Annotated in this window: 20 protein-coding genes; 12 read left to right on the top strand and 8 right to left on the bottom strand. The window is 68.8% G+C overall.

The genetic code is table 11. The features are described from left to right. The first annotated feature begins 104 nt into the window (after positions 1–104). Genes fliJ through ABWO17_RS00890 form a run of 3 tightly spaced genes read left to right on the top strand, consistent with a single transcriptional unit; the run spans position 105 to position 2,253 of the window. A complete protein-coding gene (gene fliJ / locus ABWO17_RS00900; protein WP_353115128.1) occupies positions 105–545 on the top strand; it encodes a flagellar export protein FliJ in 441 nt (146 codons plus the stop codon). Next, entirely contained in the window at positions 502–1,389 is an 888-nt protein-coding gene (locus tag ABWO17_RS00895) for a MotE family protein (protein ID WP_353115126.1), read from the top strand. The genes fliJ and ABWO17_RS00895 overlap by 44 nt, the downstream gene beginning before the upstream one ends. Before the next feature lie 3 nt (positions 1,390–1,392). After that, the gene (locus ABWO17_RS00890) at positions 1,393–2,253 is read left to right on the top strand and encodes a tRNA pseudouridine synthase A (RefSeq protein WP_353115124.1); all 861 of its coding nucleotides are present in this window, start codon (positions 1,393–1,395) and stop codon (positions 2,251–2,253) included. 198 nt (positions 2,254–2,451) lie between these two features. Here the strand turns inward: ABWO17_RS00890 and fliM are convergent, their stop codons facing one another. Both fliM and ABWO17_RS00880 read right to left on the bottom strand, forming a co-directional pair. Beyond that, entirely contained in the window at positions 2,452–3,432 is a 981-nt protein-coding gene (fliM, locus tag ABWO17_RS00885) for a flagellar motor switch protein FliM (RefSeq protein WP_353115122.1), read from the bottom strand. A 293-nt stretch (positions 3,433–3,725) separates the two neighbouring features. Then, complete coding sequence (locus tag ABWO17_RS00880; protein ID WP_353115120.1) at positions 3,726–4,193, bottom strand: hypothetical protein; 468 nt, start codon at positions 4,191–4,193, stop codon at positions 3,726–3,728. Positions 4,194–4,546: 353 nt separating this feature from the next. On the opposite strand from ABWO17_RS00880, the gene ABWO17_RS00875 reads away from it, so the two are divergent. From ABWO17_RS00875 to lipA, 4 genes are all read left to right on the top strand, one after another. After that, complete coding sequence (locus tag ABWO17_RS00875; RefSeq protein WP_353115118.1) at positions 4,547–6,493, top strand: ASKHA domain-containing protein; 1,947 nt, start codon at positions 4,547–4,549, stop codon at positions 6,491–6,493. Between the two features lie 449 nt (positions 6,494–6,942). Further along, a complete protein-coding gene (locus tag ABWO17_RS00870) occupies positions 6,943–9,786 on the top strand; it encodes a small ribosomal subunit Rsm22 family protein (RefSeq protein WP_353115116.1) in 2,844 nt (947 codons plus the stop codon). Positions 9,787–9,879: 93 nt separating this feature from the next. Further along, entirely contained in the window at positions 9,880–10,536 is a 657-nt protein-coding gene (lipB, locus tag ABWO17_RS00865) for a lipoyl(octanoyl) transferase LipB (RefSeq protein ID WP_353115114.1), read from the top strand. Further along, a complete protein-coding gene (gene lipA, locus ABWO17_RS00860) occupies positions 10,466–11,374 on the top strand; it encodes a lipoyl synthase (protein ID WP_353115112.1) in 909 nt (302 codons plus the stop codon). The genes lipB and lipA overlap by 71 nt, the downstream gene beginning before the upstream one ends. A 269-nt stretch (positions 11,375–11,643) precedes the next feature. Here the strand turns inward: lipA and ABWO17_RS00855 are convergent, their stop codons facing one another. The 3 genes from ABWO17_RS00855 to recD2 form a co-directional block, all read right to left on the bottom strand. After that, on the bottom strand, positions 11,644–13,029 hold the full coding sequence (locus tag ABWO17_RS00855; protein WP_353115110.1) for a MiaB/RimO family radical SAM methylthiotransferase: 1,386 nt from the start codon (positions 13,027–13,029) through the stop codon (positions 11,644–11,646). A gap of 51 nt (positions 13,030–13,080) precedes the next feature. Continuing rightward, entirely contained in the window at positions 13,081–14,538 is a 1,458-nt protein-coding gene (locus ABWO17_RS00850; RefSeq protein WP_353115108.1) for an NlpC/P60 family N-terminal domain-containing protein, read from the bottom strand. A 153-nt stretch (positions 14,539–14,691) separates the two neighbouring features. Beyond that, positions 14,692–16,878: an SF1B family DNA helicase RecD2 gene (gene recD2, locus ABWO17_RS00845; protein WP_353115934.1), complete on the bottom strand. Its 2,187-nt coding sequence runs from the start codon at positions 16,876–16,878 to the stop codon at positions 14,692–14,694. 714 nt (positions 16,879–17,592) lie between these two features. Between recD2 and ABWO17_RS00840 the strand changes: the two genes are divergently transcribed. From ABWO17_RS00840 to ABWO17_RS00830, 3 genes are read left to right on the top strand one after another with little or no spacing between them, the layout of a single operon-like run. After that, positions 17,593–18,069, top strand: coding sequence for a FecR family protein (locus tag ABWO17_RS00840; RefSeq protein WP_353115106.1), 477 nt, complete (start codon positions 17,593–17,595; stop codon positions 18,067–18,069). A gap of 9 nt (positions 18,070–18,078) precedes the next feature. Continuing rightward, positions 18,079–18,663: an OmpA family protein gene (locus ABWO17_RS00835; protein WP_353115104.1), complete on the top strand. Its 585-nt coding sequence runs from the start codon at positions 18,079–18,081 to the stop codon at positions 18,661–18,663. Positions 18,664–18,686: 23 nt separating this feature from the next. Beyond that, complete coding sequence (locus ABWO17_RS00830) at positions 18,687–20,834, top strand: CHASE2 domain-containing protein (RefSeq protein WP_353115102.1); 2,148 nt, start codon at positions 18,687–18,689, stop codon at positions 20,832–20,834. A 173-nt stretch (positions 20,835–21,007) separates the two neighbouring features. On the opposite strand, the gene aroC is transcribed toward ABWO17_RS00830, so the two are convergent. The 3 genes from aroC to aroL all read right to left on the bottom strand — a co-directional run bounded on the left by aroC (position 21,008) and on the right by aroL (position 23,325). After that, complete coding sequence (gene aroC, locus ABWO17_RS00825) at positions 21,008–22,069, bottom strand: chorismate synthase (RefSeq protein ID WP_353115100.1); 1,062 nt, start codon at positions 22,067–22,069, stop codon at positions 21,008–21,010. A 92-nt stretch (positions 22,070–22,161) separates the two neighbouring features. Next, a complete protein-coding gene (locus ABWO17_RS00820; RefSeq protein ID WP_309542880.1) occupies positions 22,162–22,584 on the bottom strand; it encodes a universal stress protein in 423 nt (140 codons plus the stop codon). 207 nt (positions 22,585–22,791) lie between these two features. After that, positions 22,792–23,325, bottom strand: a complete 534-nt coding sequence (gene aroL, locus ABWO17_RS00815; RefSeq protein WP_353115097.1) for a shikimate kinase AroL — start codon at positions 23,323–23,325, stop codon at positions 22,792–22,794. A gap of 457 nt (positions 23,326–23,782) precedes the next feature. On the opposite strand from aroL, the gene ABWO17_RS00810 reads away from it, so the two are divergent. Then, on the top strand, positions 23,783–24,967 hold the full coding sequence (locus ABWO17_RS00810) for an aminotransferase class I/II-fold pyridoxal phosphate-dependent enzyme (RefSeq protein ID WP_196609015.1): 1,185 nt from the start codon (positions 23,783–23,785) through the stop codon (positions 24,965–24,967). 31 nt (positions 24,968–24,998) lie between these two features. Further along, positions 24,999–26,288 (top strand): homoserine dehydrogenase, encoded by a 1,290-nt coding sequence (locus tag ABWO17_RS00805; protein ID WP_353115932.1) that lies wholly within the window; start codon positions 24,999–25,001, stop codon positions 26,286–26,288. Positions 26,289–26,609 lie beyond the last annotated feature (321 nt).

The following is a 26,609-nucleotide window of genomic DNA, read 5'->3' as shown; positions in this document are numbered from 1 at the left end:
CCACGGTGCGCCCGGCCCGGTATTTGCTACCCCTGGTGGACCAGGCCCCGCACGACGACATTCCGACGCCGGCGCACCTGGCCACGACCGCGAAAGGACCACGCATGCCCCCGTTCCGCTTTCGCCTGCAACAGGTTCTCGACTACCGGGAACAGTTGGAGGAGCAGGCCAAACTGGCCTTTGCCCGCGCCAAGACCGCCCACGAGGCGCAGCAGCGCCAGGTGGAGGCGGTACGCGCGGCCATTGCCGAAGCGGAACGGAAACTGTACGAAGACGCGCGCCTCTCGCGTGACGAACTCTGGCTGCAACGCAACTTCCTGCGCGGCCTGCGCGAAGACCTGACCCACGCCGAACTGCGCCTGCGCATGCTGGCCCAGATGATGGAACAGGCCCGCAGCGAACTGGTGAAAAAATCGCAGGAACGCAAACTGCTGGAAAAGCTGAAGGACAAACAGGCGGCCCGCCATGCGCACGACGAACTCCTCCGCGAACAGCGTACCTATGACGAAACCGCAACGCTTCGCTTCGAGCCTCCGTCTTTCTAGGCTCTGCCGCTGGCTGCTCACCGCCGCCGCCATCAAGGTGGCGCTGCTGGTGGCGTTTGCGCTGGAACAGCCGTGGCCCTTCGCCACCGCTGCGGCTCCGTCCGCCGTGGTCGCGGCCCGCAACGACGCGGACGATGCCACGCGCACCGGGCAGTCCGCAAAATCCGGGCTCGCTGGCGAGTCCCAGCCCCTGTCGGCCGATATCGCCCGCGCCGTGGGCCTGACCGCTGCCGCTGCCCCCGCCCCAGTGGCAGGCGTCAACGACGCGCGTGGCCGCATGAACCGCGACGGCACGGCCTGGGCCGCAGAGGCGCAGTCCGCCCCCGCTCCCGCCCAGCCGGGTGCCGCGCCCACCGCCCCGGCCGCCCCGTCTTCCGCCCTGCCCGCTGCCGCCGGTCTGCCGGGTTCGTCGTCCGTGGGCGCGGGCACTGCCCCCCCCGCCGCCGCAGCACAGACGGGTGCCCAGGCCAACCAGGCCGCGCTGGATGCGTTGAACCGCAAGCAGGACGACCTGAGCCGCCGCGAGCAGGAACTGAAGAGCCTGGAACAGCAGGTGGACGCCAAGCTTGCCCAGATGCAGGATCTGGAAGCGCGCATCAAGACCATGCTCAAGGACGCGCAGGGCATGAAGGACGAAAAGCTGCGCCATCTGGTGGACGTGTACACCAACATGAAGGCCAAGCAGGCGGCGGCCGTGCTGGAAACCCTGGACGAGAAGATCGCCGTCAGGATTCTGGCAGGCATGCGCGGCAGGCAGGCGGGCGAAATCCTGACCTTCGTGCAGGCGGAAAAGGCCGCCAAGCTTTCCGAGGCGCTCACCCGCATGCAACTGCCCCTAGAATAGCGCATGGCCCGTCTCGCGCTTGTCGTGTCCTATGTGGGCACCCGGCTGGCCGGGTGGCAGATCCAGGCCCGCACCGACCGCCCTGGGCCGCGCACCGTGCAGGGCGAACTGGAACGCATCGCCGAACGCATCGTGGGTGCGCCGGTGCGCCTGCATGGCGCGGGCCGCACCGATTCCGGCGTGCACGCGGAAGCCCAACTGGCCCACATGGACGTGCCCGACCACCGGGCGGACCTGGACTGGCTGCGCGCCTTCAACGCCGGGCTGCCCGACGACATTGCCGTGTCCGCCGTGGTCCGCGTGGCTGACGACTTTCACGCCCGGTTCGATGCGCGCGGCAAGACCTACACCTACCGGCTGTGGACCGAACGGCGCTGGGTGCCGCCCCGGCTGGCCCCTTTCGCATGGGCCACGGGCCCGCTGGACCTTGAAGCCATGGACGCCGCCGCCGCGCTCCTGCACGGCACGCACGACTTCGCCAGCTTCCAGAATACCGGTACCGACATCGTCACCACCGTGCGCACCGTGACCAGGGTGGCCCGCCGCCACGAGGGCGAGCCCTGGCCTGCCCCCCCTGCGCTGCCCCACCCGCTGTCAGAGCCATTGCCGCAATCGTTACCCACGGCAGGCGCTGGCGAAGCAACGAACGGCCTGCCCGAGGGCCCGCGCGTCATCGCCTGGGACTTCGAGGCCGACGGCTTTCTCAAGCAGATGGTGCGCAACATGATGGGCCTGCTGGTGGCCGTGGGGCGCGGCAAGCTGCATCCGGACGCCGTGCCTGCCATCCTGGCCGCCCGCGACCGCACGACCGCCCCGGCCACGGCCCCGGCGCACGGGCTGACCCTGACCCGCGTGCACTACTAGAGGCCGCTTCCCGCACGTCCTGCCGCCCCCAGCCCCCAGGCACATTCCGATCCCGCCCGCTGACACACCCGCCGTCCTGCGACCACCACGCGGAACCCCGCGCCGGAAAACAGCCCCGCCCCCACGACGCGAAACGGCGCACCCTTGCGGGCGCGCCGTCGTTTTCTTGCGTATCTCGCGTGGGGCTGCCGCCACGCGTCAGGTGTAGCGCGGCTCTTCTTCCTTGATGATCTGGAAGGCCTTGTTGGCCTTTACCGTGCCGGAAATGCCCCAGAACTTGGTCACCCCCTGCACGGTGCACTCCAGCAGGTCGTCGGTGTCGGTATCCAGCAGCAGCACGTCGCCCACCTGCAACCGCAGCAACTGGTTGCCGGTGATCTTGGATTCGCCGAAATGGATCTTGAGGTTCACCGGGGTTTCCAGCAACCGTTCCTTCAGGCGCGAAACCCAGGCGTGGTCCACTTCCAGGCGTTCGGTCTGGAAGCTGGCGTGCAGCTTGGACCGGATGGGTTCGATGGTGGCGTACGGCAGGCAGATGACCATGGAGCCGATGGCCGTTTCCAGTTCCACCTCGAAGGTGATCACCACCACCACGTCGCTGGGCGGCACGATGGCCGCGAACTGGGGGTTGATCTCCGAGCGGACCAGTTCAAGGCTCACGTCGTGCACCGGGCGCCACGATTCTTCCATGTTGTCGAGCGCGATCTTGATCACCCGGTCAACGATGGCCTGCTCGATGCGCGTGAACTCGCGGCCCTCGATCTTGGGCTGGCTGCCCGCGCCGCCGAAGAAATTTTCCACCAGGGCAAAGACCAGGCGCGAATCCACCACGATGATGGCGTTGCCGCGCAACGGCTCCATCTTGAAAATGTTGATGCTGGTGGGCACCGGCAAAGAGCGCATGAAATCGCCGAACTTGGTCATGTCGATGGAGATGGGGTTCAGCTCCACCCGCTTGCGCACGGTGTTGGACAGCGCGTTGGTGCACAGCCGCGCGAACCGGTCGTTGACGATTTCAAGAACCGGCATGCGGCCACGAATGATGCGATCCTGGTTGGCGAGGTCGAACGGAACGATGCCCGAGTCGTCCTCGGGTATGTCGCTCTCGCTCTCTATCTCGCCGCCGGAAAGGCCGCGGAGCAGTGCATCGACCTCGTCCTGCGCCAGAATCTTGTTCATGGGTGCGGGCTCCTCGCGCGTGGAATACGGAATGACCGGATAGTGGCAGTGACGGCGGGCCGGGTCAAGCTCCGGCCTTGTCCGGCGGACCGGACTTGGCGGCCTTGCCGGGCTGAACGGGCAGCGCAGGGCGCCGGAACGCACCGGAAGGGCCGCCGCAACCGGGAGAATCCTGCCGCCGCCTGTTTTTCATGCAAGATGAACGCCAAGCAGCGCCTGACGGACGCAGGACGCCCCGGCGAAATATGCCGCAGCCAGCCATGGCACATGGCGCCGCCCGGCAAAGCGGGCCGCTATTCGTCGGGCAGCTTGGGATAGCGAAGGCGCGTGCGCTGCACCACGTCGGCCTTGACGTAGTCGAGCATGGTCACGATTTCGGAAAGCGGATACTGCGAGCGGGTCTGTTCCTTGTAGCTGCGGGCCTTGGCCAGTTGCTCGACGGTCAGCAGCCGTTCGTGCAGCAGCACATCGAAAATGGAGCCGAACTGGCTGGCCTGCTGGCGCGCGTCTCGCTGCCTGCGCACTTCCGTGGCCTGGCTGGCGCGCTTGTCGGCCTCGGCCAGCCTGCGGCCCAACTCGTACTCGACAACCTTGAGCTGCTGCATGTTCTCCTGCAACTTGCGCAGGTCCACGGCCAGCGCACGGCGCCGGGCATGCAGTTCGCGCAATCGTTCCTCGTGCGCGGCGTTGGAGCGCTGGGTCGAAACCAGCACCACCACCAGCAGTAGAAAGCCGACCACCGCGCCAAGCACGATTTCCATGCCCGAACTCCTTTAGCCACCTCGAAATAATAATATAACTGTACAGGACTATTATTGAATATGCAATGACAACCGAACTTGCGCCGCGTCCCCTGCCTTCCGGATCACCCCGGGCGCACCGGATGCGCCCCTGTCTGCACCGGATGCGCGCCGCCGCCATGGCTGCCGACAGAGCCGCACGGACCCGGCACTTGCCATCTGCTGCGTCTTGGGGCAGTTGCAGGCAAGAAACCCTCTTGGACGCCCTGCCAGGGAGCCGCATGTCCCCCCATTTTCCGCCAAAACAGCCGCAGCGCCCCGCAGCATGCGCGACATCCGGAACGGGCATAACGGGCCTGCCGGACACACCGGACATGCCCGGCGTAGCGGACAGCCCCGTCACGCCGGATGCCGTGGCCGAGGTCACCCTGCCGGACGGGCGCATCCTGCGTCTGCCCCTGCCCGTGCCCCGGCCCGCCACCATCCCCGGCGATCAGGACGTGGATACGCCCGCGCGCGCGGCTTCCGGGGCAGGCCCGGCCAGCACACTGGCCCGGCTGGTGTGGATGAGCGGCCAGGTGGACCCGCCCGCGCTGTGTTCCGGCCTTGGCCGCTGCGGGCGCTGCGCGGCGCGCTTCACGCGCGGCGCACCCACACCCCACCCCGCCGACGAGGCCCATTTTTCCGAAGCCGAACTGACCGACGGCTGGCGACTGCTGTGCCGCCACGCCCCTTCCGAACCGGCCCAATCCCCACAGCCGTCGCCCCCCGCCCAAGGGGCCGTCCCGCATGAAAACACGGACAGCCCCCCGGACGCGTGCTGCGGCATGGCCTTCACCCTGCCCGCCGGAACGGCCCCGCGCCGCTCGCGGATAACGGATGGTCCCCCGCCTGATGCGCCCCTGTCCGGTACTCCCCTGTCCCGTGCGTCCCTCTCCCGTACGCCCCTGTCCCGTACGCCCCTGTCCGGCACCTCCCGGCCTTCCGTATCCGACCCGTCTCCGGCAACCGCCGCCCCCCTGCTGCTGGCCATGGACCTCGGCACAACCACCCTGCACTGGTCGGCCCTGACCCCGGATGGCCGCCGCGTGGCCCACGGCGCGGAACTGAACCCCCAGATGGGTGCTGGCAGCGAGGTCATGTCCCGCCTGGCCGTGGCCTCGTCGCCGGAAGGGCTTGCCGCCCTGCGCCGCCTGACCCTGGCCGCCGTGGCCCGCATCGCCGCCGGGCTGCCCGGCCCGTTGCGCGGACTGTGCGTGGCGGGCAACTCCGCCATGACCGCCATCCTGCTGGGGCGCGACGTATCCGGCCTTGCCGCCGCCCCCTACCGCCTGGACTACGCGGGCGGCACCGTGGAAATCCTGCCGGATCCGCTTGGGCCCGCCGTCGTGCCCGAGGTGTGGATTCCTCCGCAGCCCGCGCCTTTCGTGGGCGGCGACGTGGCGGCGGGCATGGCCGCGCTGCTGTACGGCGGGTTGGCTGCCGTGCCGCGCGCAGGCACCGCCCCTGCTCTGGCTCCGGCTCCAGACCCCGCCCCGGCACCCGGCGCATCGCCCCGCTTTCCCTTTCTGCTGGCGGACCTGGGCACCAACGGAGAATTCGTGCTGGCCACCGGGCCGGACAGCGCGCTGGTGACCAGCGTGGCCCTTGGCCCCGCGTTGGAGGGTATCGGCCTGTCCTGCGGCGGGGTGGCCCAGCCGGGGGCCATAGCCGCATTCACCCTTGGCCCCGCAGGGCTGGCAGCCACCGTGCTGCCAGAAGATGACACCACCCCCGCCACGCCCACCCACCTGTGCGGTACGGGCTATCTTTCGCTGCTCCGGGTACTGTTGCGCGCCGGGCTGCTTGACGAAGACGGTCGCTTCGTGATGGAACCGCATTCCCCGCTGGCGCGTCGCCTTGCCGCCCTGCTTGTCGAAGTGCGCGGCGAACGGCGCCTGCCCCTGCCAGGGGGCTTGCATCTTTCGGCGGGCGACGTAGAAGAGGTGCTGAAGGTGAAGGCCGCCTTCTCACTGGCCTACGAGCGGCTGCTGGCGGAAGCCGGCATGCCCGGAACGGCGCTGGACGCCGTGTATCTTGCCGGGGCGCTGGGCGAGCACGCCCGCCCCGATGACCTCGAAACACTGGGTTTCCTGCCCGCAGGGGTGGCCGGGCGCACGCGGGCCGTGGGCAACGCCTCGCTGCGCGGGGCGGAACTGCTGCTGCTCCGACCGGAACTGCGCCACCGCATCAATGCCTGGCGCGCGGGCTGCCGCGTGGTGGACCTGACCACGGCCAGCGATTTTTCCGCCGCGTTCCTGCGCCACATGCGCTTTCGCTGACGGTCGGCGCGGGCGACCCGGCGGCACCACGTGCCATGACCATGCGGAGTGTTCCGCAACAGGCGAAACCATCCGCGACAGGCGGAGTCTTCCGCAACCCGGCCCCGGACGCACGCTTTCGTGCGGGCGACATGCCGCAAGAACCCGACAGACAGCACCGCAGGGGCGCGTCCAACCGCCCCGGCCCCAGAGGCCACGTGCGGCACCAGAACACCGGGAAGCCTGGTCGGCCACGCGCCCGCCCGCTCCCCCAGATACCATGACGTTCCGATCCGGGCGGCGCTTTGCCGCAAACCGCCCGCGCCAGCGCCCGCACCCCATGCCGGGCGCCACGACACCGGCCCCGCGCTCCGGCCCATCCGGATGTGCGAATGCCGCCCACCGTGCGCCCTTGCGCGCGGCAGCCCATGCATCGCCGGTCACACCGGCACCCAACCAACGGACTTCGCATGCACCATCTTTTCGCCGCCCTGTCCCCGGAATACCGGCAGCGCCTGGAATCCCTGCCCACGGCGCTGGACACCGTGGCCCCGCTGCGCACCGCGCACCGCCGCGACCTGCCCATGGCCATCCACGACCTGTCGCTGGTGCTCACCAGCGAACGCGGCTCGCTCTCCGATCCGTATTGGGCGGCCCCGCGCCTGCTTTCCGCCTACCTGCGCTACTTCATGCCGTGGAACCTGGTGCGCCTTGGCCGTCTGCTGCCCTCGCTGGATCTGGTGGACCGCGAGGCCCTGCTGGAACGCCCGCTGATCCTCGACCTGGGCAGCGGCCCGCTGACCCTGCCGCTGGCCTTGTGGCTAGCCCGGCCAGACCTGCGCACCCTGCCGTTGACCTTCCTGTGCGCGGACATCGCCCCCCACCCGCTGGAGGTGGGCCGCGAACTGCTGCAAGTCATCGCGGGAGAGGAATCGCCCTGGGCGCTGCGCACCCTGCGCGCCCCCATGGAGTCGGCCCTGAAGGAGGCCCGCGGCGACGCGGCGCTGATCCTGGCGGGCAACGTGCTGAACGAGTTGAAGCCCCGCCGCGACGAGCCGCTGGAATTCCGCATGGAGGACCTGGCCGAAAAGATCGGGTCGGCCCTGGCCCACGGTGGCCGCATACTGGTCATCGAGCCGGGCACACGGCTGGGGGCGCGCTACGTCACCCAGTTCCGCCGCGCGGCCATGGAGGTGGGGCTTGCCCCGCTGGCCCCCTGCCCCCATCACGACCAATGCCCCATGCTGGAGCAGGGCGGCGCGGGCGGCTGGTGCCACTTCACCTTCCCCATCCAGGGCGCGCCCGCCTGGCTGGAAGAACTGAGCCGCAGGGCCAAGCTGGAAAAGGGCACCGCCAGCCTGTCCTTTGTCCTGCTGGGCGAAGCGGACAAGGTGGTGGCGCCGCGCAACACCATCCGCATCATTTCCGACGCCTTTCCGCTGCCCGGACGCCGCGAACCCGTGCGCTACGCCTGCTCCGAACGGGGCCTGGCCCTGCTGCACGATGCGCGGCACGTGCATTCCGGCACGGCCCTCGACATCACCTGGCCGGAAGTGGAACGCCGCGACCGCAAGTCCGGCGCGCTGGAACTGGAATGGACGCCGCCCAGCCGCGACGGCAAGACACCGGACGCGCCGGGCAGGGGCCCCAGGGGCAAGGCCGAAACGGGCGGTGCTGCCGCCGGCATGGGCAGCCGGGGCCGCTCGTCCGGGCGCGACACGGGCGCGGGGCGCGCATCGCAGGTACCGGATGACGAGGACGACGCACAGCCAGCCTTTCTGATGAACGGCGCGCCGCACGGGGCTGCGCCCGTTGCCGCCGGGACCGAAGGCGGCGATTTCGACGGGCTCGATGCACATGACGGGCACGCCCCCTCCGAACCCAACGGCAACCGCGCCGATGGCCCGGACCACGGCGCAACGTACAGCCAGATGTTCGCCAACCAACCACACGGGGGCAGGCCCGCGCAGCGGCGCGGTGTGCCCCGCTTTGGTGCGCGGCGCGGCCACGCCCGCGACGGCGGTTTCGACGGCGGCTTCGCGGGGGACGGCGGCGCGGGATATGGTTCGCGCCGCCAGGGTGTCCTGCCCGATGATTTCGGCAACCGCGCGAAATCGGGCGGCCACCAGACCGATCGGGCTGGCATGCGCAAGTCCGGGCGGGGTGCCGGGCAACCCGCCGGGCAGTTTGCCGACCGCAAAGAGCGCTATCCCGATGGGCCGCGTGCCGACCGGCGAGAACGGTATCCCGACGGCCAGCAGGGCAACCAGCGCGGCCAGTGGGCCAACCGTCGCCCCCGGCACGGCGAGCAGGAGGGCGCGGGTCAAGACCAGCGTGGCCCCAACGTCACTCCCGCACGTCAGGAACAGCAGGGCCAGGGTCGCCCCCACGGCGAGCGAGACGGCCAGCAGCGCACGCAGGGGCGCACGCAACGCCCCTTCGGCAATGCCCGCCGCCAGCGGCCCGACGGCCCGCAGGAAGGGCGTCGGGAAGGCCGGGCCGATCATGACCGGCAACCGCGCGGCCCTCGGCAGGAAGGCAATCAGGAGCGCGGGCAGGACCGTCGCCCGAATCGGATGGACCGACTGGACCGGCCAGACCGGCCAGGCCGGACAGATCGGGGGGATCGGGGGGAACGGCACGAGCGGGGCGGCGAACGCCACGAACACCGTGCCCAACGCCACCCCGGCGCCCGCGCCGAGGCCCCGCGTGACCGCAGGCCGGACAATCGGCAGGATCGCCCCGCCGATGCCCGCCCCGGTGCCCGTCCTGATACCAGGCCCGATGCCAGGTCCGATGCCAGGCCCGATACCAGCCCCGGCGCACCGCGCGATTTCGGGGGCCAGCAGCGGCCCGACGAAGGCCGCAAGGGCAAGCCGCGCCGCCACTTCGACCGTGAAGGCAGGCCCGGCGGCCAGCCCGGTCGCGATGACCGCGCCCCGCGCCGTTCCGAGGAACGTCGTCCGGAAGGACGGCGTCCGGAAGAGCGGCGGTCCGAAGAGCGGCGTCCCATGCCCCGGCGTGATGACGGGCAGCAGCGCCCGCAGCAGGCCCGTCCCGGCAACCAGCCCGAGCGTACCGCGCGCGGAGAACGCGGGGAGCGCGGCGGTGACCAGCGCAACGCCCCCCGCAATGACCGCCGCCCCGGCGGGCAGTCCGACCAGCGCACGGACCGGCGGCCAGATCGTCCCGAACGTCCGGAACAGCGTCGGGATGACCGGCGTGACGACCAGCGGCCCAAGCCTGCCGACGACCGGCCCGACAACGCGGGCCAGCCGCACGCCCGGAGGCGCAAGCCCCGGCGCGACGACTAGCACCGCTCCCGCAACGCCGACACAGGCCCTGCAACAACTCCAAGGCCGGGGGCGATTTCGCCCCCGGCCCTTCGCAACCGGAACAGCACGCGCATGAACATCATCGACCTTGGCCTCATCCGCTACGCAGAGGCCGACGCCCTGCAACGGGCACGGCTGGAGGAAGTGGCGGCAGGGGCGGAAGAAACCCTGTACCTGCTGGAGCACCACCCGGTAATCACCCTTGGCCGCAACGGCGGGGGCGAAAACCTGCACGTGGGGCGCGACTGGCTGGCAACGCAGGGCATAGACCTTGTGCAATCCTCGCGCGGGGGCAACATCACCTGCCATTTCCCCGGCCAGCTGGTGGCCTACCCGGTGTTCCGGGTGGCCAAGCGGCCCGGCGGCCTGCGCCGGATGTTCCACGACCTCGAAGAGGTGGTCATTTCCACGCTGGGCCACTTCGGGCTGTCCGCCGCCCGCTGGGAAGGCCGCCCCGGCGTATGGATAGAAAACCGCAAGATCTGCTCCATCGGCATGGCCATGCGCCGCTGGACCTCGTACCACGGGTTCGCCCTGAACGTGGGGCGCGACCTGTCCCTTTTCGAAATAATCACCCTGTGCGGCCTGCCCGACGCGCAGGCCACGTCGCTGCACCGCGAACTGGGCGGCGATTCCCCATCCATGCAGGAGGTAAAGGATGTCTGTGCCCGGCAATTCCGCGCCATCTTTGCGGATTCCGCCGTGGCTGCGGGTCAAGCTGCCCTGTAGCCACACCTACGGGGACACCCGTTCGCTGGTGGACGACCTGCGCCTGAACACCGTGTGTCAGAGCGCCAAGTGCCCGAACATGTTCGAGTGCTTTTCTTCGGGCACGGCCACGTTCCTCATCCTGGGCAACGTGTGCACGCGCAACTGCGCCTTCTGCAACATCACCCCCGGCCAGGCCGCGCCGCCAGACCCGGACGAACCCCGCCGCGTGGCCGAAGGCGCCGCGCGCCTGGGGCTTTCGCACGTGGTGGTCACCTCCGTCACCCGCGACGACCTGCCCGATGGCGGCTCTGCCCATTTCGCGGCCACGGTGCGCGCCCTGCGCGCCGCCCTGCCCGCTGCCCAGAACGGCCAGCCCGCCACCATCGAAGTGCTGATCCCCGACTTTCGCGGCAGCCGGGCCGCGCTGGATACCGTGCTGGAGGCCGCGCCCGACATCATCAACCACAACGTGGAAACCCCGCCCGTGCACTACCCGCGCATCCGCCCGCAGGCCGACTATGCCCAGAGCCTGGAACTGCTGGCCCGCGTGCGCGCCGCCGGGGCCATCGCCAAAAGCGGGCTGATGGTGGGCCTGGGCGAGACCGACGACGAGGTGCGCGCCACCCTGGCCGACCTTGCCGCCACGGGCTGCCATATCGCCACCATCGGCCAGTACATGCGCCCCAGCCGCAACCACCCGCCCGTCGAACGCTACGTGCACCCCGATGTCTTCGACGGCTACGCCGCCCACGGCCACGCCCTCGGCATCCCCCACGTGTTCTCCGCCCCCCTCGTGCGCAGCAGCTACAACGCCCGCGCCGCCTACGACGCCTTGCAGCAGTTGCGGGGGCAGTAGGGGAAGGCTGAACCAGAAAAGAGAATGTGAAGAAAATGCGGGGAGGGGAAAAATTGAAATTTTTCCCCTCCCCGCCCCCCTCCCCTTTCAACTTTTCCATTGTGGACGGGGTGCCTTGGCAAAAAATTGTCCGGAAATCTCACGCACGCAATTCCACACGCATCTACCTGATGCATCACCCAGCATACCTTTCAAAAACAATGGCTGCCCACCATGCACACGCACGATGGGCAGCCGCATTCTTTCAAAAGCGCAAGCAAGCCTGACCGCTACATTGCCTCCACCAACAGGCCGTCACGCTCGACAGCCAGCGGACGCACAGCCACAAGGTCACCAGAGCCTGCATGCTCTCCGCCCTGCGCCGCCTGTGCAGCGGGCCGCCGCCCGCCGGTAAACCGGCACTCGGCATAGTACTCGCACACGCCCTTCACGCCGCGCGAACCCTCCGGGGCCACCAGCAGTTGCGGCTCGCCCAGCAGGCGGTGCAGGAACGCCGCCTTCTTCGCCGCCACCGCGCCGCGCAACTCTGCCGCCCGGCGCTTCTTCACCTCTTGCGGCAATTGCCCCTCCATCACCGCCGCCGGGGTGCCCGGCCTGCGCGAATACGGGAACACGTGCGCATAGGTCAGCGGCAACGCCCCCACGAAATCCAGCGTCTCGCCAAACTCCGCGTCCGTCTCGCCGGGAAAGCCGGTCAGGATGTCCGCGCCAAGGCCGAACAGCGGCCACACCTCGGCCAGATCGCGCACGAAATCCAGCAGCGGCTCGGGTCGGTAATGTCCCCGCCCCATGCGGCGCAACACGCCGGGGCTGCCGCTCTGCAACGAAAGGTGCAGTTGCGGGGCCACCAGACGGCTTTCGGCCAGCACGTCCAGCGCGCGTTCGCCAAGCTGGCCCGGCTCCAGCGAGCTGATGCGCAGCCGCGCCCGGCCCGCCCACTGCGGGGCAAGCTCGCGCTCCAGAAAGGCCAGCAGATCCCAGAAGTCCGGCCCGCCGCCGGGCAGGTCGCGCCCGTACTGGCGCAGGTTCACGCCGGACACAATGAGTTCGCGGAACCCCGCATCCAGCAGGCGGCGCGCCTCTGCCAGCGCCTCGCGCGGGTCGCGGCTGCGGGCCGCGCCGCGCGCCAGCGGTACGATGCAATAGGTGCAGCGGTGCGAACAGCCGTCCTGCACCTTGAGCACCGGGCGCGACCGGGTGAAGCCGTCGATGCGGAAGGCCGGAAACGCGGTATCGGTAGCGAAAAGATCGTCGCTGCCCTCGCCCCCGTCGCTGCTGCCCCCCCCGCTGACCGCATGCGCCCCCGCCGCGCCCCGCTCCGGGTCATAATGCAACAATGAAACCTTGGCCTGCTGGCCCACCACGTCGGCCACGCCGGGCAGCGCGGCAATGTCCTCGCGCAGCACCTGCGCCGCGCAGCCGGTGACCACGATGCGCCCCTGCGGCGCGGCCCGGTGCATGCGGGCCACGGCCTGCCGCACGTCGGCCACGGCGCGCGCGGTGACCGCGCACGAATTGATCAGCAGCACGCTTGCATCGGCGGGGTCGGCAGCCTCGCGCCAGCCGCGCGCCAGCCATGCCTCGCGCACGGCCTCGGTCTCGTACTGATTGATCTTGCAGCCCAGCGTCAGCGCGAAAAAGGCGTGACCGCTCATGGGCGCACCCCGCACAGGGCGCACACAACGCCCATTCCCCCCATGCGCACGTTACTGCCCTCCGCCGCCGGGAAGGCCAGCCCCGCCGGGCAGAATGGACATGCCCAGCATGCGGGCCACCAGCCCGTCCGGGGTGGTCAGGTTGGGCAGTTCGGTGCCGGGCCGCAGCGAGGTGACCACGGCGCGGCCCAGGATGAACCGGCCCTCCTGCCCGCGCTCGCCATTCTCCCCGACGTTGTTGAACACGCGCAAGCCCCAGATGTTGTGGAACATCACCGGGTGGCCGTCGTATTCGCCAAGGTACAGGGTAATGTGCCCCTTGAGCCACAACAGGGTCAGGAAGGGCACGCCCTGCGCGCGGATGATGGCTTCCTTGCCGTCGGACGAGGTGGTGCCGAAATCCACGAACCGCCCGGCCCTGGCCTGCGACGCGGAGTTGCGCGGCAGCCAGATGCCGAAGGGGGCGAACAGGTCGCGCAGGGTGGCCGAGCAGTCGCGGTCTTCGTACATGCCGCCCCAGCCGTAGGGCTGGCCCATCATGCGGTTGCCGATTTCGGCCATGCGCGCGGCAGAGATGGCCAGCGGCTTCATGGCGGCGTAGCCTGCGGGCAGGACGGACTGGCCCAGCACGGCACGGCCATCGGCATCGCGCAGGGGCGTCAGCACGGTAAGCCCGCCCGGCGATTCCACGGCCACGGGGAACACCGCGCCGATGTGCGCGGTGGCGATGAACGTCTGATTGGGGCTGGTCAGGGCCACGTCGTCGCGCAGCACGGCGGCGTAGCGGCCATTCTGGTACAGGGCGCGGAAAGTGGCGTCGGCAAGGGCCACGTGTTCGGCGGGCACCCAGCCGGAGGCGAAGCCGGTTTCGCAGTACAGCCACGCCCGATCCAGCGACACGTGCGAGACGAACACCGGGGTGCCGGTCCACACGGCGGACCGCTGGAAATCGTCGAAGGGATAGCCCTGCCCGGCCTTGTCGGGATTGGCGAACGAGGGGCGCAGGGTGGGCAGTTCGCGCAGGGCGGTATTGCGCACGATGATGCCGCGCTCTGCCAGCGCCGGGAAGGAGGGGGCGTCGCAGTTGGCCACCAGCGCGGCGAAGCGGCTGGCATCCCACGGCAGCAGGTTTTCGGCGTGACCGCGCGTGCGCCCGTCCTTGGTCAGGTAGGGGGCGGTGCGGGTCACTTCCGCAAGGGTCACGCCGGTACGGGTCTGCGCCCACGGGGAAAAGAAACGGGTGTTCCAGCGTTGGTCCTGCGCGGCCTGGGTGGCGGCGTCCAACAACGGGTGGTCGCCGCCCGCGCGGGCGGCATACACGGAAAGGTCCTGCGGATGGCGTTCCAGTTCGGTGAAGCGCGGCGGCGCCACCTCGCGCGGCCCGCGCCCGGCGCAACCGGACAGAAACAACGCGGCCAGCAGCAACACGGCCAACGCGGCGACAAAGGAACGCGCCCCACCGGACGATTGGCGGCGGAAACGCACGACGGCAACGATTTCCTGAAACATCTTCTTTCTCCCTGTTCCGGGCAAACTGCTGGCCGGGGTATTTCTTTCCCTCTCGCGCCTTGCCCCGCGTGAACCTGCCGCTTCTGCACGGCCTCTGCCTTCCCCCGATACGTTTTTTTCCCATTCAAAAATCTTCGTCATTCCATCAACGTGCTAACCCACGCCCAGCCCCAATGCCAACCGCCGGGCCAGCCGGGTGTGGCGTTTGTGCATGCGGTTGTTCTTGACGGCCATGGCCAGGGCGCGCGGCTCGCCTACCAGCACCACAAGGCGTTTGCCACGCGTGACCCCGGTGTAGATGAGGTTGCGTTGCAGCAGCATGTAGTGCTGGGTCAGCACGGGGATGACCACGGCGGGGTATTCCGACCCCTGCGACTTGTGCACGGAGATGGCGTAGGCGGGCACGATCTCGTCCAGTTCTTCCCAGGCATAGGGCACGTTGCGCTCGTCAAAGCGCACGGTAAGCTGGCGCTCCTTGGGGTCCACCAGGCAGATGCGCCCGATGTCGCCATTGAAGACGTCCTTGTCGTAGTTGTTGCGGATCTGCATCACCTTGTCGTCCAGGCGGTACTGACGCTCGCCGCGCTGCACGCACAGGGTCTGGCCGTTCAGGGCCTGTTGCAGGCGCATGTTCAGGTTGCCCGCGCCCACCGCGCCCTTGTGCATGGGGGTCAACACCTGGATGTCATTGACGGGATGCAGGCCGAAGCGGCGCGGGATGTGGTCGCGCACCAGCTCCACAATCATCTCCACGGCCTTCTCGGGGTCGTCCTGCCGGATGAAGTAGAAGTCGGACAGCCGGTCACGCGAGGAGTCCAGCGGGGGCACCTCGCCATGGTTGATGCGGTGGGCGTTGCAGATGATCTCGCTTTCGGCGGCCTGACGGAACACCTCCACCAGTTCCACCACCGGCACCACGCCGGAGGCGATGACGTCGCGCAGCACGTTGCCCGGCCCCACGGAGGGCAGCTGGTGCACGTCGCCCACGAAGAGCAGCGTGGCGCCCAGCGGCACGGCCTTCAGCAGGTGGTACATGAGCATGGTGTCCATCATGGACGCCTCGTCCACCACCAGCAGGCCGCAGGCAAGGGGGTTGTCCTCGTTGCGGGCGAAGCCGTCTTCCTTGGGGCTGTACTCCAGCAGGCGGTGGATGGTCTTGGATTCGCGCCCGCTGGTCTCGGACATGCGCTTGGCGGCGCGGCCCGTGGGCGCGGCCAGCAGGATCTTGGCGCGCGTTTCGGCAAAGACCTTGATGATGGCGTTGATGATGGTGGTCTTGCCGGTGCCGGGGCCGCCGGTAAGCACCATGACCTTGGAACGGGTGGCGGTGCGCACGGCCTCCAGCTGTTCCGGCGCAAGGGTGATGGACAGCTTGGCCAGCACCTCGGTGATGACGGCCTCCGGGTCCTCGAAGTGCACGGCTTTCGGCGAACGCAGCACCCGTTGCAGATAGTAGGCGATCTTGGTTTCGTAATGATGGTAGCGGGAAAGGAACACGCCGAGTTCGCCGTCCATTTCCTCGATGACGATGCGCTCCTCGATTTCAAGGGTGCGCAGGGCGTCCTCCACGAGGTCGGCGCGGATGTCCAGCTGGTCCGAGGTGTGGGCGATCAACTCGTCGTGCGGCACGTAGACGTGGCCGTCGTCGTTCAGGCGTTGCAGGGTGTACAGGGTGCCCGCCTCTGCCCGCAGTTCGCTGTCGCGCGAGAAGCCCAGCTTTTCCGCCACGGTGTCGGCGGTATGAAAGCCTATGCCGTGAATGTCCATGGCCAGGCGGTAGGGGTTCTCGCGCACCACGGCCAGGGCCTGCTGCCCGTAGTGGCGGTAGATGCGCACCGCGTAGGCGGTGCTGACCCCGTGGGGTTGCAGGAACATGATCAGGTCGCGGATGCCCTGATGGTCGGACCAGCCCGCCTTGATGCGCTCCAGCGTCTTGCCGCCCACGCCGCTGACCCGCAGCAGCCGGTCCGGCTCTTCGTCCAGCACGCGGAAGGTGTCCTCGCCGAAGGCATCCACGATGCGCGCGGCCATGGATTCGCCCACGCCCTTGATGAGGCCGGACCCGAGATAATGGCGGATGCCCTCCACCGAGGCGGGCAGCAGGTTCTCGTAATTTTCCATGGAAAACTGCCGCCCGAAGCGGGGGTTGTTCACCCAGCGGCCCACCAGCTTCAGCGAGGCACCCGGCTGCGGCGAAACCATATGCCCCACCACGCTGATCATGTCACCCTTGGGCAGCGGGCGCAGGCGGAGCACGGTGTAGCCGTTTTCCTCGTTGTGGAAGATGACGCGGTCGAGCACGCCGGAAAGCTGTTCCGGGGCGTCCTGCGCCTCTTGCATGGCGGCCAGCATGGGCGCGGCCTTGCCGGAAGCAGCGGGGGCGGAGGGCTGCTGGCCGGACGGGGTGCCGGACGCAGGGCCGGACGATGCGGCGGAGCGGGAAATTCGGGAAGAACGCGGGTTGCGCGGGTCGTGCTGCATGGGGTGTCCGGTTGGGGGGGCGAGAAGGGCGGGCCGGAGGGCGTCAGGATGGCATGCTTTCGGGTGACGTGCGTTCAAGGCGCCCGGTCCGGTGGGCGTGAAACGCGGCGTGAGCCGCCACGGCCGCTACCGGTGGCAGGCGCCCGGATGCCGCAAGTTCTGCAACAGCCCCTAGCCGCTCGTGCCGCACCCGTCAAGGATGGCACGGCAATCGGGCCACCCGGCGGATTGAACCCGCAGGCACGACGCCTCCACACCCCGGGCGTACGGCACACATGCCGTCATTCCGCCCGCCCCTTCCAGCCTGCCTGCTGCAAAATCTAATTGTATCCCTGACTGGTGAATGCCAAAAAGGTAAACACGGGACAAGCCTTCGCATGCATTCCGGACGCCGCGCGCGGGCATGCGGCCCAGATGCAATCCAGATGCGAGCCGGATGCGGCCCGGATGCGAGCCGGATGCGAGCCGGACATGCGGCGGATGGAACCCGCCGTCGACAGGACAGGCCGGATGCGGGCACGCCCCGTTCCGGACGCATATGCGGGCGCAACACCGCCAAACCGGGGGAATACCATGCGCATCACACGTCTGCCTGCTCGCGTGCCGCTGGCACTGCCAGCCTTGCTGGTCCTGCTGACCTTGGGGCTTGTCCCTTGTGCATCCGTCACGTGGGCGGACCCACCCGCCGCCAATTTCCGCTCGGTGTCCGGCGCGGTCACCGTGGAGCGGGCAGGCAGCAGCACGGCCCCCGCACCGGGCGACCCGCTGCTGGTGGGCGACATTCTGCGCACCGGACCGGACGGCAAGGCCGGGGTCAGCTTTCAGGACGGCACGCGCATCGCCGTGGGGCCGGGTTCGGAACTGACGGTGCAGTCCTACCGCTTCGTGCCGCTGGAAAAGGACTACGATTTCGACGTGTACATGCAGCGCGGCGAGGCGGCCTATTCTTCCGGGCGGCTGGCCAAGCTGGCGCCAGAAGCCGTCAGGTTCCGCACGCCGCAGGCCGCAGTGGGCGTACGCGGCACCCGTTTTCTCATCCGCGCCGAATAGGGGGGCATCATGCGCACGCTGTTTTCCGTCCTTCTGCTGTGTCTCGTGCTGGGGGCCTGCGCGCCCAAGACCACCGTGGTGCTGGTGCCCGACGAAAACGGCAGCGTGGGTCGGGTGGTGGTGAAGGCGGGCGGGGCCGAACAGCCCCTGACCGCCGCCAACGAATCCACCCAGGTGGCCGACAAGCCCGCCGCGCCCAGGGTGATGCCGCAGCAGGAGGTGGACCGCATCTTCGGCAGCACCGTGGCCGCCATGCCGGAACCGCCCAAGAGCTTTCTGCTGTACTTCCCCACCGGTTCCACGGAGCCGGAACCCGCATCGCGCCCGGCGCTGGACGATGCCGCCGCCGACATCACCCGCCGCGCGGTGAGCAACGTTTCGGTCATCGGGCACAGCGACAGCGCGGGCGACCCCACCGCCAACCAGAAGCTGTCCATGGCCCGAGCCGACGCCGTGCGCCGCATGCTGGAAGCGCGCGGGGTGCCCTCTGGCGTCATGGCGCTTTCCGGCCACGGGGCCAACGACCCGCTGGTGCCTACCGCGCCCGGCGTGGCCGAGGCGAGGAACAGGCGGGTGGAAATCCTGGTCCGTTAAAGACTTCGGACAAACAGCACCTCATGCCCACGCCCATCATGCCCGCATCCCGTCCGGCGGCCATTTCGCGCCAGCGGCTGGTGGCCGCCGTCACCGTGGCCGGGCTGCTGCTGGCCGCGCTGCTCTGTCTTGCGGAGCCGGGCATGGTGCAGCTTGCGGACAACCGCATCCTCGACGCACTGGCCAGCCGCATGGCGCACGCCCCCGCACCGGATGGCCCGCATCACCCGGCTATCCCGGACCGGGTGGTCATCGTGGACATCGACGAGGAAAGCCTGGCCGTGGCGGGCCAGTGGCCGTGGCCGCGCTACCTCACCGGGGGCATCGTGCGCCGGGTGTCCGCCGCCCGGCCCATGGGGGTGGGGGTGGATATCCTGTTCTCCGAGCCGGACCGTACCTCCATCGCCACCATCCGCAACGCCTTCCAGCGCGACTTCGGGCTGGACATCGCCATCACCGGCGTGCCGCGCGGCATGGAGGACAACGACGCCTACTTCGGCAGCGTGCTGGCCGGGGCGGAAGCCGTGGGCGCGGTGATGCACCTGTTCGACCTGGTCACCCCCGACCCGGAAAACCTGCCCCGCCCATTGCGCGTGACCGGAGAAACCGCGGCCATCGCCCCGGCAGAGGCCACCGGCATATTGTGCAACGCCAGTCCCATCCAGGCGGGGCTGGCCACATCCGGATTCATCAACGTGGAAAAGGACGAGGACGGCAGCATCCGCCGCGTGCCGCTGATGCACCGCTTTCAGGGGCAATACTACCCCAGCCTGGCCCTTGCCCTGTTCATGCAGGCCCGCAACCTGCGGGAAGTACGCGTGGAAACGGACATGCTGGGACCGGTGCTGGTGGCGGGCACCACGCGCATTCCGGTGGACCGGGCGGCGCGCATGCGCCTGCGCTTCGACGGGGGCGCGCGGGCGCACCACTTCGTCCCGGCGGCGGAGGTGCTGCGCGGCACGCACGACCCGGCCCGGTTCGAGGGCCGCGTGGTCATCGTGGGGTCCAGCGCGGCGCGGCTCAACGACCTGCACCACACCCCGGTGTCGGCCAACTACCCCGGCACGGAAGTGCATGCCGTTGCCCTGGACAACCTGTTCGAGGGCACCCCCCTGCGCGAGCCGGACCACGCGGCGGCGTACCGGTTCCTGCCGGCGGCGCTGGTCACCCTGTTGGCTGGGCTGCTGTTCCTGCGGGCCGGGCCGTTGCAGGCGGGGGGCGCCACGCTGGCTGCGGCCCTGCTGATGCCCGCCGCAGGGTCCGCGCTGTTTGCGTGGCGGGGCATCGCCCTGCCCATGGCCGCCCCGGTCCTGTCCGCCCTGGCGCAGGGGGCGCTGCTGTCTCTCGCGCTGTACGCGCGGGAACGGCGCATGGCCTTCGTGCGGCTGCGCCAGTTGAACCACGCCCGGCAAATGACCCTGGAATCCATGACCGCCGTGGCCGAAAGCCGCGACGAAATCAGCGGCGCGCACATCAAGCGCACCCAGCACTACGTGCGGGCGCTGGCCGAGTCCCTGCGGGATATGGGCGGCAGGGAAACCTACCCCCAGCTGACCGAGGACTACATCGAACTGCTGTTCCACTCCGCACCGCTGCATGACGTGGGCAAGGTGGCCGTGCCCGACAGCGTGCTGTTCAAACCCGGCAAGCTCACCGACGAGGAATACGCGGTGATCCGCCAGCACGTGCGCCACGGACGCAACATCATCGCCAACGCGGCGCAGGGCATGGAGGACGACGCCTTCCTGCACCTGGCGGCGGAAATAGCCTGGAGCCACCACGAGAAATGGGACGGCAGCGGCTACATGGAAGGCCTGGCGGGCGAGGCAATTCCCCTGTCCGGCCGCCTGATGGCCGTGGCCGACGTGTACGACGCGCTGGTCTGCGCCCGGCAGTACAAGCCCGCCTTTCCGCACGCCAAGGTGCGCGAGATCATCCTGCAAGGCCGGGGCACCCACTTCGACCCCGCCGTGGTGGACGCCTTCCTGCTGGCCGAAGAGGAATTCAAGCGCATCGCCACCGCCTACCGCGACCCGGAACCGGGCCATACGCCCGCCCCGCCCCGCCCGGAGACCAGGTACAGCCCGGCGACCCCAGGCAGTAAGAAGCAAAACGCATACGGCGGACGTTCCTTCCGGAACATCCGCCGTGTGCGTTTCAACTACAGGTAAAATCAGACTCGGCCCGGCATTGCCACATGGGCCGCGCTAGCGCTCGCAAATCGCGTCAGTTTGCCTTCCGGCAAGGAAAACGAGTTTTTTGCGAAGGGAGTGTATTCTTCCATACACGACCGGAGCAAAAAACGATGTTTGACGTGGCCCGAAGGCAAACTGGCGCGATTTGCCTAGCCCATGCGGCGCTGGAGAAGGAGACTGTCCGCCAACACCAGCGCCGCCATGGCCTTGAGCACCGGCACCACGCGCGGGATGGCGCAGATGTCGTGACGGCCAGCCACCTGTATGGGCGCGGGCCTGCCGTTGGTGTCGATGGTGATCTGCTCCTGCGCGATGGAGGGGATGGGCTTTACCGCCGCGCGCAGCACGATGGGCTGCCCGTTGGATATGCCGCCCAGAATGCCGCCCGCATGGTTGGTGTGAAAGCCGCCGGGAATGATGGGGTCGTTGTTCTCGCTGCCGCGCAGGCGCGCCGCTTCCAGCCCCGCGCCCACCTCCACGGCCTTTACCGCGCCCACGGACATCAGGGCGTGGGCCAGCAGGGCATCCAGCTTGTCGAACACCGGCTCACCGAGGCCCGCAGGCACGCCGGTGGCCTCCACCTGCACGATGCCGCCCAGGGTGTCGCCCTCGGCCCGCACGTCGTGCACCAGCGATTCCCACGCGGGCACCACGTCCGGGTCGGGCGAAAAGAACATCCGCTCCTGCGCGCCCGCCGGGTCCACGACGTCGGCGGGCACGCCGCCGATCTCCACGGTGTAGGCGCGCACCGAAATGTCGTGCATGGCCAGCAGGGCAAGGGCCACGGCGCCACCCGCCACGCGCGAGACGGTCTCGCGCCCCGATGCCCGGCCGCCGCCGCGAAAGTCGCGCAGGCCGTACTTGGCGTCGTAGGTGATGTCCGCGTGGCCGGGGCGGTACAGCTTGGCCAGGTCGCCGTAGTCGCGCGAGCGCTGGTCTTCGTTGGCGATGTGGAAGCCGATGGGGGTGCCGGTGGTGACCCCCTCGAACACGCCGGAAAGCAGGCGCACGGTGTCCGGTTCCTTGCGTGCGGTGCCTGCAAGACCGGCGGATGCGTTGCCGGGGCGGCGCAGGTCCAGTTCGCGCTGGATGATCGATTCGTCCAGCGGCACCCCGGCGGGGCAGCCGTCCACCACGCCGCCAAGGCCGGGGCCGTGCGATTCGCCGTAGGTGGTCAGCCGGAAGATGCGACCGAAGGTGTTGCCGCTCATGGGTACTCCTGTGAACCGGAAAAGATGAAACCTATGCCGACGAGAACGGCGCTGTCAGGCGCAACACACCGCAAGGGTTGCGGAACCGGCCCCTAGCGGATGACCATCACCGGACACGACGCCATCTGCAACACCCGGTGGGTGACGCTGCCCAGCAGCAGCCCTTCCAACTCCGAATGCCCGCGCGAACCCATGATGATCAGGTCGCAGCGTTCGTAGTCGGCGGCGTCCACTATGGCCACTTCCACCTTGCCTTCCAGCACCCGGTCGGCAAAGGGCACGTTGCGCTCGCGCAGCAGGCGGCGGCAGGGTTCCAGCACTTCCTCGGCCTGGGCCACCAGCGAATTGCGGGCCTGGTCGTAGGCCACCTGCCCGAGAATGGGCGGGATGGACATGCGGCAGATGAGCAGCACCACCTCTGCCCCTACCAGCTTCGCGAAGTCGGCGGCGTATTCCGCCGCGCGCTGCGAGTAGTCGGAACCATCCACGGGGACGAGTATCTTGCGAATCTGCATGGCGACCTCACGAACGAACGCTGCGAAGGCTGGACACGGCGAAGGCAAAAACAGGGCAAGGGACATGGCCGCCGCGCGCTGCCACGGCACGGAATGCCAGTATGCCCCCGTGGGGGCGGGCATGGCAAGGGGCGCGGCAATCCGGAACCGCCCAAGGCCCCGGAAGACCGGGCATGTGCCCACCCGGCCCGGAGAGATGGCCGTGCATTATTCTTCCATCAGACTGACCAGCCGCTCCACCAGCGACCGCAGGTCGCCCCCGGCATCCAGCACCGCGCGGGCGCATTCGCGGTACAAGGGCTCGCGCACAGCCAGCACCTCAGCCACCTCGTCGGCGATGGGCCGCCCGGTCAGCGAGGGGCGCTGCGCGGCCAGCGGGTCGCGCGCAAGGCGTCCGGCCAGCAGGTCCACGCTGCCGCACAGGTAGGCCACAAGGCCCCCTTCGCGCAGCAGGCGCCGGTTTTCTTCCGCCAGCACCATGCCGCCGCCGGTGGCCACCACCAACCCGTCACGGCCAAGGGTGGCGCGCAGGGCCTCGGTTTCGCGCCGACGAAAGCCATCCCAGCCTTCGCGCTCCACGATCTGCTCCACGGTCATGCCCGCCGTGGCGGTGACCGTGGCGTCGGTATCCTCGAAATTCCATCCGGCGCGAGCGGCCAGGGCCTTGCCCACCGTGGTCTTGCCGCTGGCGCGCGGCCCCACCAGGTACACCCGCCGCGTATGCCGCGTATCGTCGTTCATGCATCCCCCGGCACCGTTCGGCCAACCAGTCCACATTCATCGCAGACTAGCCGTATTCATCACAGCTAGGCGTATTGACCGGCATTTCTTTTTTGCAGTACAAACCACCGACACCGCAACCCACGGTAGCCTCGCCGCCTGTCAGAATGCCTTGTCCGGACCGTTTGTCCGGATCATTCGCCCGGATCATTCGTACGGGCTGTCCTTTCCGCGCACGGCGTCCACCACACGTCCGGCGCACCGGCACGCGGCGCACGCGCAATGTATACACGGCCATTCTCCACCACAAGAGTCATCGGCATGTCCCACCTCGACCGGACCGCTACCATCGCCACCACCGCCGCCGCTACCGCCGCGGCCGCCACCGCGGCAACCGCCGCTCGGTGACGCAGGCTTGCGCCGTTGGTTCGAGGCGGCGCTGCCGCCTCTTTTCGTTTCAACCACGGAGAACTTCGCCATGAATCAGTTTCCGCGCATGCACCGTCTGCCTCCCTATGTCTTCGCGACGGTGAACGAACTGAAGATGCAGCTGCGTCGCCAGAACGTGGACATCGTCGACCTTGGCATGGGCAACCCCGACATCCCCACGCCCCAGCACATCGTGGACAAGCTGGTGGAAGCATCGGGCAAGGGCGTGAACCACCGCTACTCGGTGTCGCGCGGCATCCCCAACCTGCGCAAGGCCATCTGCGACTGGTACATGCGCCGCTTCGGCGTGTACCTTGACCCGGACACCGAAGCCGTGGCCACCATGGGCGCCAAGGAAGGGCTTTCGCACCTGTCGCTGGCCATGCTGTCGCCCGGCGACGTGGTGTTCGCGCCGGACCCCACCTACCCCATCCACACCTATGCCCCCATCATTGCCGGGGCCGACGTGCGGCGCATTCCCATCGGGCGCGGGCGCGACTTCTTCGAAGACCTGCTGGTGGCCACCCGCCAGACCTGGCCGCAGCCCAAGCTGCTGTTCATCAGCTACCCGCACAACCCCACCTGCGAGATAGCCGCGCCGGAATTCTTCCAGAAGGTCGTGGACTTCGCCAAGGAACACAAGATCTACGTCATCCACGACTTCGCCTACGCGGACCTTGCCTTCGACGGGCACATGCCGCCCAGCTTCATGCAGGCCGAAGGCGCAAAGGACGTGGGCGTGGAATTCTTCTCCATGTCCAAAAGCTACTCCATGGCCGGGTGGCGCATGGGCTTCTGCGTGGGCAACCGCGACCTGGTCTACGCACTTACCCGCATCAAGAGCTACCTCGACTACGGCCACTTCCAGCCCATCCAGATTGCGGCCACCGTGGCCCTGAACGGCCCGCAGGAATGCGTGACCGAAATCGTGGACACCTACCGCAAGCGCCGCGACGTGCTCATCGAAGGCCTTGGCCGCGCAGGCTGGGTGGTGCCGCCGCCCAAGGGCACCATGTTCGTGTGGGCCCAGATTCCCGAAGAATTCCGCGCCATGGGTTCCGTGGAATTCTCCAAGCTGCTGCTCAAGGAAGCCCACGTGGCCGTTTCTCCGGGGCTGGGCTTTGGCGCGCACGGCGACGACCACGTCCGCTTCGCCCTCATCGAGAACGAACACCGTACCAAGCAGGCCATGAAGGGCATCAAGAAGGCGCTCTCCGGGAGGTCGTGTGGGTAGCGAAAGCGACAAGCCGGGCGGCAAGCGCCCCATGCCCCCGCGTCCGTTAGTCATTGGCATGGCCGGGTTCGGCACCGTGGGCAGCGGCCTTGCCCGCGTGCTGGACGAGAACCGCCAGTGGATCACCGAACGCACCGGACGCGAAATGGTCATCAAGACCATTCTGGTGCGCGATCTCGCCAAGCCGCGCGCCTGGCCCGTGCCCGACGGCGCCACCCTGACCGCCGACCCGACAGTGCTCACCGACGATCCGGAAATCGACGTGCTGGTGGAGCTGATGGGCGGCATTGCCGCGCCCCACGCCATCATCCAGCGCGCGCTGGAAGCGGGCAAGCACGTGGTCACCGCCAACAAGGCCCTGCTGGCCGAAAACGGCTACGACCTGTACCGTCTGGCCGAGCAGAAAAACGTGGGCCTGCACCACGAGGCCAGCGTGGCCGGGGGCATCCCCATCGTCCAGACGCTGAAGGAGAGCCTCGCGGGCAACCGCATCGGCTCGCTGGTCGGCATCCTGAACGGCACGGCCAACTACATCCTGTCCGAGATGACCAGCAACGGCCTGGACTTCGCCACCGCCCTCGGGCAGGCGCAGGAACTGGGCTACGCCGAGGCGGACCCCACGCTGGACATCGAAGGGCACGACACCGCCCACAAGCTGGTGCTGCTGATCCGCCTGGCCTACGGCATGGATTACCCCTACGCCGAACTGCCCGTGCAGGGCATTGCGGGCATCGACCGCATGGACATCGAGTTCGCGCGCGAGCTGGGCTTTCGCATCAAGCTGCTGGCCCAGGTGCGCGAGGTGGACGGCAGGCTGGAGGCCGGGGTGTTCCCCACCCTGGTCAAGCACACCTTCCTCATCGCCCGGGTGGGCGGCGCGTACAACGCCATCCGCCTGGAAGGCAACGCCGTGGGCCCCGTGTTCCTGCACGGGCTTGGCGCGGGCAGCCTGCCCACCGCCAGCGCCGTGCTGGCCGACCTGATGACCGTGGCGCGCGGCGCAGCCCCGCACAACACCGGCTTTCAGCGCCAGGTGCCCCCCCGTGCGAACATCCTGCCCCCGGCAGATGCCGAAAGCAGCTACTACGTACGCGCCATGGTGCCGGACAACCCCGGCGTGCTGCGCGACCTGGCCGGGGCCATGGCCGACCACTCCATCAGCATCGCCCAGGCCATCCAGAAGGGACAGCACCCCCAGGGCGTGCCCCTGGTGTTCATGACCCACGCCGCCAAGGCCAGCGCCATTCAGGGCGCCATTGCCCAGGTGCAGGCGGCCGGGTTGCTGCTGGCGCCCCCCGTCTGCTACCGGGTGTTGCAGTAAACGGCCAGAACGCGGGCAATTGCATCGTCAAACGGCCCTTTTGACTACGGTCGAGTACAACAAGAGTACACTCCCTTCGTCAAAAGGGCCGTTTTCCTTGCCCTTACCCACGTTCTGACCGTTTACAACGCCAGCCTGTTCCACCTGTTTTCAGAGGATGCCTTGCTTCCCTATACTCCGCGCCGGTCTTTCGGTGCGGATGGCTGGTGCGGACACGGTGCCGGAAATTACGCGTTTTTTCGCCGGGCAAGGCGACGCGGTATTTTTCCGCGCAGATCGGCAGCCGTTAGGCGAGCGCAACGCGCGAGTCTTACGGATGGC

The sequence above is a fragment of the Nitratidesulfovibrio sp. genome (genome assembly GCF_040373385.1).
Classification (GTDB): Bacteria; Desulfobacterota; Desulfovibrionia; order Desulfovibrionales; family Desulfovibrionaceae; genus Cupidesulfovibrio.
This window is presented reverse-complemented; position numbering and strand designations above follow the sequence as displayed.

What these genes read in the sequence shown, in the direction of transcription:
- fliJ (WP_353115128.1), top strand. Translation starts at nt 105, where the DNA reads ATGCCCCCGTTCCGCTTTCGCCTGCAACAGGTTCTCGACTACCGGGAA.
- ABWO17_RS00895 (WP_353115126.1), top strand. Translation starts at nt 502, where the DNA reads ATGACGAAACCGCAACGCTTCGCTTCGAGCCTCCGTCTTTCTAGGCTC.
- ABWO17_RS00890 (WP_353115124.1), top strand. Translation starts at nt 1,393, where the DNA reads ATGGCCCGTCTCGCGCTTGTCGTGTCCTATGTGGGCACCCGGCTGGCC.
- fliM (WP_353115122.1), bottom strand. Translation starts at nt 3,432, where the DNA reads ATGAACAAGATTCTGGCGCAGGACGAGGTCGATGCACTGCTCCGCGGC.
- ABWO17_RS00880 (WP_353115120.1), bottom strand. Translation starts at nt 4,193, where the DNA reads ATGGAAATCGTGCTTGGCGCGGTGGTCGGCTTTCTACTGCTGGTGGTG.
- ABWO17_RS00875 (WP_353115118.1), top strand. Translation starts at nt 4,547, where the DNA reads ATGCCCGGCGTAGCGGACAGCCCCGTCACGCCGGATGCCGTGGCCGAG.
- ABWO17_RS00870 (WP_353115116.1), top strand. Translation starts at nt 6,943, where the DNA reads ATGCACCATCTTTTCGCCGCCCTGTCCCCGGAATACCGGCAGCGCCTG.
- lipB (WP_353115114.1), top strand. Translation starts at nt 9,880, where the DNA reads ATGAACATCATCGACCTTGGCCTCATCCGCTACGCAGAGGCCGACGCC.
- lipA (WP_353115112.1), top strand. Translation starts at nt 10,466, where the DNA reads ATGTCTGTGCCCGGCAATTCCGCGCCATCTTTGCGGATTCCGCCGTGG.
- ABWO17_RS00855 (WP_353115110.1), bottom strand. Translation starts at nt 13,029, where the DNA reads ATGAGCGGTCACGCCTTTTTCGCGCTGACGCTGGGCTGCAAGATCAAT.
- ABWO17_RS00850 (WP_353115108.1), bottom strand. Translation starts at nt 14,538, where the DNA reads ATGTTTCAGGAAATCGTTGCCGTCGTGCGTTTCCGCCGCCAATCGTCC.
- recD2 (WP_353115934.1), bottom strand. Translation starts at nt 16,878, where the DNA reads ATGCAAGAGGCGCAGGACGCCCCGGAACAGCTTTCCGGCGTGCTCGAC.
- ABWO17_RS00840 (WP_353115106.1), top strand. Translation starts at nt 17,593, where the DNA reads ATGCGCATCACACGTCTGCCTGCTCGCGTGCCGCTGGCACTGCCAGCC.
- ABWO17_RS00835 (WP_353115104.1), top strand. Translation starts at nt 18,079, where the DNA reads ATGCGCACGCTGTTTTCCGTCCTTCTGCTGTGTCTCGTGCTGGGGGCC.
- ABWO17_RS00830 (WP_353115102.1), top strand. Translation starts at nt 18,687, where the DNA reads ATGCCCACGCCCATCATGCCCGCATCCCGTCCGGCGGCCATTTCGCGC.
- aroC (WP_353115100.1), bottom strand. Translation starts at nt 22,069, where the DNA reads ATGAGCGGCAACACCTTCGGTCGCATCTTCCGGCTGACCACCTACGGC.
- ABWO17_RS00820 (WP_309542880.1), bottom strand. Translation starts at nt 22,584, where the DNA reads ATGCAGATTCGCAAGATACTCGTCCCCGTGGATGGTTCCGACTACTCG.
- aroL (WP_353115097.1), bottom strand. Translation starts at nt 23,325, where the DNA reads ATGAACGACGATACGCGGCATACGCGGCGGGTGTACCTGGTGGGGCCG.
- ABWO17_RS00810 (WP_196609015.1), top strand. Translation starts at nt 23,783, where the DNA reads ATGAATCAGTTTCCGCGCATGCACCGTCTGCCTCCCTATGTCTTCGCG.
- ABWO17_RS00805 (WP_353115932.1), top strand. Translation starts at nt 24,999, where the DNA reads ATGCCCCCGCGTCCGTTAGTCATTGGCATGGCCGGGTTCGGCACCGTG.